We start from the raw sequence: 8013 nt of genomic DNA, 5'->3' as shown, positions 1-8013 counted from the left end.
AGTTTTTTACGTTGGGTTATGTCCTTACTGTTGAAAAAGCCATACCTCAAGCGAGCCAAAATTCTACAAACGTTTAGCCGAAAATGAAGAATACATCTACGTAACTCACTGACAAACAGCACATCATTTAAAATACGCTGTTTCCATGATGCCCTAATCGTTTGAAAATACGTATCCGCTGAGTCCTTATCAGGTATAGAAATTCTACCCACTAGTGCGGCAAGCCTACCTCATCCTACCCTAGCTCAGATAAAACGATTGGTCTACGCTTGGATAAATAAACAAACGTTCATTTATTTGCGAATGAAATGCGGTACAAAGACGAAACCAAAGAACAGGCCATTCGCGAGAAAGCCATTACCATGATTGTGGAAAGCGGTCTGGATGGCTTAAGTATGCAACGGCTGGCCAAAGCGGCTAATGTCTCCCCGGCCACGCTGTACATTTACTTTCAGGATCGCGATGATCTGATTGTCCAGCTGAGTGTGGAGGAAAACCGTCGCATGATGATTGCTACGCTGGAGAACTTCGATCCCGACATGTCTTTTGCGGAAGGGTTACGGATTCAATGGCTGAACCGGGCCCGATTTTGTCTGGAAAACCCGATGGCCTCACTGTTCATGGAACAAATTCGTCATTCGCCGTACCATCAGCGGGCTAGCGAATTACTGGGACCGGAGTTTCACCAAAAGCTTGGTCACTTTGTACAAAACAACATTGCCCGAAATGAAGTGGTGAGTCTCCCCTTCGAAGTCTACTGGTCGGTAGCTTTTTCGCCCTTGTATCAACTGGTAAAATTTCATGTTCAGGGTCGTAGCTTCCCTAACCGTCCAGCGTTTCAGCTCACGGAGCCAGTTCTTCTACAGGCTCTGGAATTAGTTTTAAAAGCACTTAAACCTTAGGGTTATGCGGGTGTCGTTCCCCTAGAACTACTCCTACAAACCATTATCCTTTTTCTCTTCCTAACTCAATTCATGGCATCTTCCGCACGTTTTACCCGCTACGAAGGCTTCGTCATCGCCGTACTGGCCATTCTGCAGTTTACTATTATTCTGGATTTCATGGTTCTTTCGCCGCTCGGAGCCATCCTGATGCCGACCTTACACATCACCCCCGTACAGTTTGGCTGGGTGGTATCGGCGTACGCGTTCAGTGCCGGAGCTTCAGGACTACTGGCGGCGGGCTTCGCTGACAATTTTGACCGAAAAAAGCTGCTCCTGTTTTTCTATACGGGTTTCACGCTCGGCACCTTTTTGTGCAGTATCGCGACGGATTATCACTTTTTGCTCTTTGCCCGCATTTTTACGGGTTTGTTCGGCGGCGTGATCGGTTCGATTTGCTCGGCTATTATTACCGATTTGTTTGCCCTTGAGGTACGGGGTCGCGTGATGGGTTTTGTACAGATGGCCTTTGCCACCAGTCAGGTACTGGGCATCCCCATTGGCCTGTACCTAGCCAATGAGTTTGGCTGGCATTCGCCCTTTACGATGATTGTACTTTTCTGTATCGTCATCGGTATTCTGATTCTGGTGTACCTAAAGCCCATCGACAAACACCTAGGACTCAATACGGAGCACAATGCCTTCAAGCACCTGGGCCAAACGCTTTCGCAATCCAATTACCTACTGGCCTTCGCTACGACGACCTTACTGGCGATGGGCGGCTATATGCTGATGCCCTTTGGCAGTGCGTTCAGTGTACATAACCTGAAAATTCCGTTTGATAAACTTCCGATGGTCTACATCGTAACGGGGATCAGCTCAATGATTGCCGGACCGCTTATTGGGAAGTACAGCGATGTCATTGGCAAGTACCGTCTGTTTGTAATCGGATCGATCCTGTCAATGATCATGACGGGAATCTACGGAAACCTGGGACCTACCCCGATCTGGATTGTCATTGTTATCAACGTCTTTCTTTTCATGGGCATCACGTCCCGTATCATTTCTTCCTCAGCTCTGATGACGGCCATTCCCAAGCCGCAGGACCGTGGAGCATTTATGAGTATCAACGCATCAGTTCAGCAAATGGCTGGTGGATTGGCCGCCGCTGCCGCCGGATTCATTGTCTCGGAAACGCCCTCGGGCTACATCGAGCATTACGACCGACTGAGCTATGTGGTCATTGCCGGTTCCATTCTGGCCATTGTGATGATGTACTTCGTCAATCGGATGGTCCAGCGAAAATTGGCCACACCGGCCGTACCCGTATAGAATCGGCCCGAATGAGAGTTTCAAAAACTTCCCGATCGCTTACAAACGATTGGGAAGTTTCATTTTTAAGACCTAGTATCTTCCTCCAGCTGTACTTTCGTCCCAGCATTACCACCGTTAATTTATTTACTCACAATGGCATTCAAACTAAATGGCCGCATCTGGATTGAAGGCGAAGACCGTTTTATCGGCATTGGCAAGTTGCGTTTACTGGAACAGATCGAACGAACGGGCTCCATTTCGGCCTCTGCCAAAGCCCTGGGGATGTCGTACAAACGAGCCTGGGATCTGATTCAGTCAGTCAACAAGCAGGCCCCTAGTCCGCTGGTAAGTACGCAAGCGGGCGGCGAACGCGGTGGCGGGGCCGTATTAACCGAAGAAGGGAAACGCTGGGTAGGGATTTATCAAAACATTCATGAACGTTTCCAGGAATTTCTAAACCTGGAAAGTGAGAAACTGGCAAGTCTCTAAGTTTTCTTTACCAAAGCAGAGTTATCCGGTCCCTGTCGTTACTATCTCATACAGAAGGAAACCCTTTAAACCTAAGTATGAAAAAAATAGTCTTCACGCTGGCCGGCCTGTTGTCGTTAGCCGGTACTCTTCAGGCCCAGACTGAACGCCTGCACCGCATTCAGGAAAACATTCAAACCGTCTTCTACGATCCCGCTTCGGCCTTGTATCAGGAGACCAACGACGCGGCTCATAATGAAAAGCCGCATTCGTACCTCTGGCCCTTGTGTGCTCTGGTTCAGGCCGCCAATGAAATGGAAGTACTGGAGCCGAAACAGTCCTACCTCGGTCCAGTCCTGAAAACGATCCAGCAGTATTACAACGAAAATCCGCCAGCACCGGGGTACCAGGCTTACGTGACTAAGGAGAAGATCGATACGCGGTTTTTCGATGATAATCAATGGATTGCCATTGCCTGTCTGGATGCGTATCAGCGAACCAAACAGAAATCCTATCTCGATACGGCCGAGTTAATTTATCGCTTTATGATGACGGGCTACGATCAGGCCGGTGGCGGCGGTATCTACTGGAAAGAAGACGATAAGACGACCAAAAATACCTGCTCAAACGGGCCGGGCGTCCTAATTGCCCTGCAACTCTATAAAATCAAAAAAGATCGGAAGTACCTCGATACAGCTCTGGATCTGTACCGCTGGACGAATACGCATTTACAGGCTCCTTCGGGTATATACTACGACGCGGTGAAATTGCCCAGTATGAAGATCGATTCCGCGATATATACCTACAATACGGGGACCATGCTCCAGTCAAGTGTGTTGCTGTATGAACTTACCAAAGAGAAGAAATACCTGCAGGAAGCTCAACGGGTAGCCAAGGCCGCTCGCCAGCATTTTTTCCGGAAACAGAAATTTCCGGATCACTACTGGTTTAATGTAGTCTTGCTACGGGGGTATATTGAGTTGTATCAGATTGATGCTGACCCTCAGTACCTGAAACTCTTCAAACAGGATGCGGAACGAATTTGGAAAGAAGAAAAAGACGCAAAAGATCTAATCGGCAAAAAGCCCTGGAAAACGTTGATTGACCAGGCGGCCATGCTGGAAATGTACGCCCGCTTACAAACTCTCAAACTATGAGCTGCGAGCCATAATAATGAGGGCTAGCCCTACGACATAAGATGCTCCCATTAGCCAGAGGTATCGATTCGCTTTGGCGGGAGCATCCTTAAATTCTTTCCAGGCGAATAAACCCCACAGTACGGAAACTACGGTTGCCCCCTGACTAAGCCCGTACGAAATGGCATCGCCTGCTTCCTGCGAACCTAGTAAAAGGGTAATCATACCCACGCACCACAGCAAACCACTCGCCAACCCCAGCAGGTGCTCCCGAAGAGGTACTTCTTTGTAAGGCGTCTCGTTATCATCGCCCGTCAGCTTGAGTCGTTCGAGGATGCGTTCCAGCACCGGATTACTCAGCAAAATGCCGAACGCAAAGAGTACGAGACCCGTGTACGGCGTCAGTTTATCTTTCTGCGGAAAGGATAGTTCGTCAATAATCGAACTGGTAATCACCAGAAAGAAAAAGCCCGAAACCAATCCGCCCGCCAGAGCTACCCAAATCCCTTTGTTGTCGGATTTCTCTTCACTATCCTCTTCCCGGGCCAGATACGCCAAGGCACACATGCCAATGGAAACCAGTACCAGTCCGCCGCCGATGGCCAGTAAGGTCAAATCTCCATCAGGTTTGGCAATGTAGTTAACGATAATACCAAGAGCCATCGAAAGCCCCGTACCGACGGGCATGGCAATGGCGATTCCGGAGAGATTGATTCCGACGGTTAACAGCGTATTGCCAATATTAAACAGAATCCCACCCGCTAGTGCCAGTGCCAGGTTTTGAAGCGTTGCCTGCTGAATGTCTTCCAGAAAGGGGCGGCCTTCCTCTCCGATACTTCCCAGAGTAAAAGCCAGAATCAACGATAGAAGTACAATTCCGTATACATAATCCCGGTAGAACACCTGTAAAGGAGCCGACTGTGTGACAATCTTTTGCCCGTTACTCCAGGAACCCCAACAAAGCATTGTAATCAAACAGAAAAATACGGCCAGTGTAGGCTGATCGACAATAAACATAGTTTGCAGAGGTTTAGATACCTAGGCTGGAGCTTTAATAAAAGCGGACCAGCTCCTTTACAAACGAAAAGAGACGCTCTGTGCAGAGCGTCTCTTTTGCCTATACGTTTATCAAGCTTATTACCGGGAAGACGTAAAACGACCCGTGCTGGGCTGGTATTTTCCAAGTGGGAAACTAACGCCCAGGTTGATACCAATGTTCCGGTTGTTGATGTCTCCACTGCCGTATACGGGCTTAGCCACATTTACTAAACCTAAGCCGTAACGAGCGTCGAAATTAAGCCATACGCGGTCGCTTAGACGGTAATTAAAGCCCGCTCCTAAGTGCAGACCGGCATCAGCCGCCGTGTAACGATCCTTGTTCGCGTTGATGTTGTCTCCATTTTCATTACGGGCTCCCAGGAGAAATCCAACGTAAGGACCCGCGAAAATTTTAGGACGGAAGGCTGCTCCCCGATCGTTCAGGTAGAAGGTAGCCAGAATCGGAATTTGCAGGTAATTCAATCGTACTTCCGTAGGCAGACCCCCAAACTTACTGCCCAGTTGCGTATACAGAGCCTGTCCACCTACACCAAAGCGTTCGTTGATGCTGTAGTTGATGAATAGACCGCCCGTACCACCGGTTTTAAAATTGGCGTTACCTGCTCCACCGCCGCCAAATTTAGCGATTGAAACACCACCCATAAGGCCCCAAGATAAATTATCCTGTGCCTGAGCTCCCCGGACCATGGCGATTGCCAGGAAAGCAGCAAAAATGTACTTTTTCATGATTGAAGTGAGAGTAAAAAATGTGAACTGTAACTGAAAAATAGCGTTCCTGCATACCTACGTATGATAATGTGCAGAAAGTTTTCTACAGTTCAATATTTTTACTCTGTCACAAATAGTACATTTCGCTGAAGTCCTTCGTATTTGGCACGCTTAAGAGGTGATTTTTTAAAGACGCGGCGGAAGGTCTCTTCGGTAAGTTCCTGCCAATCACGGGCTTGGAAATTTTTGAGTTCGTCTGGTAATTGAAAAGCGGATTCCCGGTGGGGTTGGGAAAAACGATTCCAGGGACAAACGTCCTGACAAATGTCACAGCCAAACACCCAGTTTTTCGTGTGTCCTTTAAATGATTCAGGAATGGATTCTTTTAATTCGATGGTCAGGTAGCTGATGCAACGACTGCCGTCTACGCCATAGGGTTCGGAGATAGCATCCGTGGGACAGGCATCGATGCAGCGGGTGCAGGTGCCGCAGTAATCCGCCATGGGCCCGTCGGGCTGTAACTCGAGATCAATGATGAGTTCGGCGATAAAAAAGAAACTACCGCTTTTACGGGTAATCAAGTTACTATTTTTACCGATCCAGCCCAAACCCGCCTGTTTGGCCCAGGCTTTTTCCATGATGGGAGCAGAATCCACAAAGCAACGCCCCTCTACTGCCCCGATTTCTTCCTGAATCCGGCTTAAAAAATCCTTGAGTTTATCTTTGATGACGAAGTGGTAATCGACACCGTACGCGTACTTGGCAATCTTCAGATCTTCGTCGCCTTCGGGTAGGGTTTCTTCGGGATAATAATTGTACAGCAGCGATACGACTGATTTAGCTCCCTCGACCAGCAGGCGGGGATCCAGCCGTTTGTCGAAGTGGTTTTCCATGTACTGCATTTTCCCGTGACGGCCCAGCCGTAGCCATTTTTCCAGGCGGGGGGCTTCCTCTTCCAGAAAATCTGCCCGCGAGATCCCGCAGAAATCGAAGCCCAGATCCCGGGCGATTTCTTTGATACGCAACGCGTTTTCTTGCTGGATGATGTCGGAAACGGTCATAGAAAGTGATGAAGCCTTTACTTACTACTGCAAAAGTACGTTCTTCCCTGTAAACTGCTGATCGGCTCAATTCATTCCAGCGATGTGTCTTTTCAGTTTACCACTCTTAGCCTACTGATCTACAGAACGTATGGCGACGTAAGTTTTCCATTTTGTCGGTTTAGTTTTCTGACTTTCCAAAGTAAAATGTCATTCTGTCAGCGAAAACCGCATTGGCAAGCTAATTTTGCGAAACTTTACTGGTAAAAAAGTACATAAGACATGACGAATCCGGAATTTACGCAACCCGAAGAGAACGAACAAACTCCCCAGGCTGACAACGGTGCTGAAACCAATGGATCAGCAGCTGAAACGACGGATCAGCCGTCTGCAGAGCAGAAACTACAGTCTGAGAATGCAGAGCTAAAAGATAAATACATTCGCCTGGTCGCTGAATTCGACAATTTCCGTAAGCGTACGCTGCGGGAAAAAGACGAACTGGTAAAAACGGCTTCCGAGAATGTAATCAAAGCCATTTTACCCGTACTGGACGATATTGAGCGGGCTCAGGCCACCTACGGTGAAGATGGTAAAGTGGATACCCAAGGCATTGAGCTGATCTTCAATAAACTGACCAAAGCCGTAGCCGGCAAAGGATTAAAAGCGATGGAATCGAAAGGTCAGGCCTTCGATCCCGATCTGCACGAAAGCATCACCCAGTTCCCTGCTCCTTCGGAAGACCTGAAAGGCAAAGTAATTGATGAGGTAGAAAAAGGATATTACCTGGGCGACAAAGTGATTCGCTTTGCGAAGGTTGTAGTCGGGGTATAATCATAGTTCGAATGAGCGAATGACAGATTCTTCCCCACTTCATTCTCTTCCTCATTCGCTCATTTCTTGATTGAAAAAAGATGGCACAAAAGCGTGACTATTACGAAATATTAGGCGTCTCCAAATCTTCGACCGAAGAGGAGATTAAGAAAGCATACCGGAAACTGGCGATTAAGTATCACCCCGATAAAAATCCCGACAATCCGGAAGCGGAAGATAAATTCAAAGAGGCGGCAGAGGCCTACGAAGTACTTTCTGATCCCAACAAAAAAGCCCGTTACGACCAGTTCGGTCACGCGGGTATGGGTGGCGGGTACTCAGGTCCGCAAACTGCCGAGGTTATTTTCTCTCTATTCGGCGATATTTTTTGTGAAGGCAGTCCTTTTGGCAGCTTCTTCGGTGGTGGCTTTGGGGGCGGTGGTCGTCAGCAGCAACGCGTTCGGAAAGGCTCCGACTTACGTATCAAGCTCAAACTTGATTTACAGGAGGTAGCCAACGGCGTTGAGAAAAAAATCAAAGTAAAACGCCACGTCAGCTGTAATGCCTGCGGTGGTAACGGTTCGAAAAACGGTACGT

9 protein-coding genes are annotated in these 8013 nt (G+C 48.3%); 6 read left to right on the top strand and 3 right to left on the bottom strand.

Annotation, left to right across the window (positions count from 1 at the left end):
• Nucleotides 1-308 precede the first annotated feature (308 nt).
• From ACOJTG_RS09120 to ACOJTG_RS09105, 4 genes are all read left to right on the top strand, one after another.
• Nucleotides 309-902 (top strand): TetR/AcrR family transcriptional regulator, encoded by a 594-nt coding sequence (locus ACOJTG_RS09120; protein ID WP_420153532.1) that lies wholly within the window; start codon nucleotides 309-311, stop codon nucleotides 900-902.
• Between the two features lie 72 nt (nucleotides 903-974).
• A complete protein-coding gene (locus ACOJTG_RS09115; RefSeq protein ID WP_420153531.1) occupies nucleotides 975-2213 on the top strand; it encodes an MFS transporter in 1239 nt (412 codons plus the stop codon).
• A gap of 135 nt (nucleotides 2214-2348) precedes the next feature.
• A complete protein-coding gene (locus ACOJTG_RS09110; RefSeq protein WP_104710708.1) occupies nucleotides 2349-2684 on the top strand; it encodes a winged helix-turn-helix domain-containing protein in 336 nt (111 codons plus the stop codon).
• A 77-nt stretch (nucleotides 2685-2761) separates the two neighbouring features.
• Complete coding sequence (locus ACOJTG_RS09105; RefSeq protein WP_420153530.1) at nucleotides 2762-3820, top strand: glycoside hydrolase family 76 protein; 1059 nt, start codon at nucleotides 2762-2764, stop codon at nucleotides 3818-3820.
• On the opposite strand, the gene ACOJTG_RS09100 is transcribed toward ACOJTG_RS09105, so the two are convergent.
• The 3 genes from ACOJTG_RS09100 to queG all read right to left on the bottom strand — a co-directional run bounded on the left by ACOJTG_RS09100 (nucleotide 3815) and on the right by queG (nucleotide 6627).
• Complete coding sequence (locus ACOJTG_RS09100) at nucleotides 3815-4816, bottom strand: GRP family sugar transporter (protein WP_420153529.1); 1002 nt, start codon at nucleotides 4814-4816, stop codon at nucleotides 3815-3817. The two genes, ACOJTG_RS09105 and ACOJTG_RS09100, sit on opposite strands and share 6 nt — an antisense overlap.
• A gap of 120 nt (nucleotides 4817-4936) precedes the next feature.
• On the bottom strand, nucleotides 4937-5584 hold the full coding sequence (locus tag ACOJTG_RS09095) for a porin family protein (RefSeq protein WP_420153528.1): 648 nt from the start codon (nucleotides 5582-5584) through the stop codon (nucleotides 4937-4939).
• A 101-nt stretch (nucleotides 5585-5685) separates the two neighbouring features.
• The gene (gene queG / locus ACOJTG_RS09090; RefSeq protein WP_420153527.1) at nucleotides 5686-6627 is read right to left on the bottom strand and encodes a tRNA epoxyqueuosine(34) reductase QueG; all 942 of its coding nucleotides are present in this window, start codon (nucleotides 6625-6627) and stop codon (nucleotides 5686-5688) included.
• A gap of 261 nt (nucleotides 6628-6888) precedes the next feature.
• Here queG and ACOJTG_RS09085 point away from each other — a divergent pair, with 261 nt between their 5' ends.
• The gene (locus ACOJTG_RS09085) at nucleotides 6889-7437 is read left to right on the top strand and encodes a nucleotide exchange factor GrpE (protein WP_420153526.1); all 549 of its coding nucleotides are present in this window, start codon (nucleotides 6889-6891) and stop codon (nucleotides 7435-7437) included.
• 80 nt (nucleotides 7438-7517) lie between these two features.
• A partial coding sequence (locus ACOJTG_RS09080; RefSeq protein WP_420153525.1) for a DnaJ domain-containing protein occupies nucleotides 7518-8013 on the top strand: 496 nt, incomplete at its 3' end.

Source organism: Siphonobacter sp. (assembly GCF_048595215.1).
Classification (GTDB): domain Bacteria; phylum Bacteroidota; class Bacteroidia; order Cytophagales; family Spirosomataceae; genus Siphonobacter.
This window is presented reverse-complemented; position numbering and strand designations above follow the sequence as displayed.

What these genes read in the sequence shown, in the direction of transcription:
- ACOJTG_RS09120 (WP_420153532.1), top strand. Translation starts at nt 309, where the DNA reads ATGCGGTACAAAGACGAAACCAAAGAACAGGCCATTCGCGAGAAAGCC.
- ACOJTG_RS09115 (WP_420153531.1), top strand. Translation starts at nt 975, where the DNA reads ATGGCATCTTCCGCACGTTTTACCCGCTACGAAGGCTTCGTCATCGCC.
- ACOJTG_RS09110 (WP_104710708.1), top strand. Translation starts at nt 2,349, where the DNA reads ATGGCATTCAAACTAAATGGCCGCATCTGGATTGAAGGCGAAGACCGT.
- ACOJTG_RS09105 (WP_420153530.1), top strand. Translation starts at nt 2,762, where the DNA reads ATGAAAAAAATAGTCTTCACGCTGGCCGGCCTGTTGTCGTTAGCCGGT.
- ACOJTG_RS09100 (WP_420153529.1), bottom strand. Translation starts at nt 4,816, where the DNA reads ATGTTTATTGTCGATCAGCCTACACTGGCCGTATTTTTCTGTTTGATT.
- ACOJTG_RS09095 (WP_420153528.1), bottom strand. Translation starts at nt 5,584, where the DNA reads ATGAAAAAGTACATTTTTGCTGCTTTCCTGGCAATCGCCATGGTCCGG.
- queG (WP_420153527.1), bottom strand. Translation starts at nt 6,627, where the DNA reads ATGACCGTTTCCGACATCATCCAGCAAGAAAACGCGTTGCGTATCAAA.
- ACOJTG_RS09085 (WP_420153526.1), top strand. Translation starts at nt 6,889, where the DNA reads ATGACGAATCCGGAATTTACGCAACCCGAAGAGAACGAACAAACTCCC.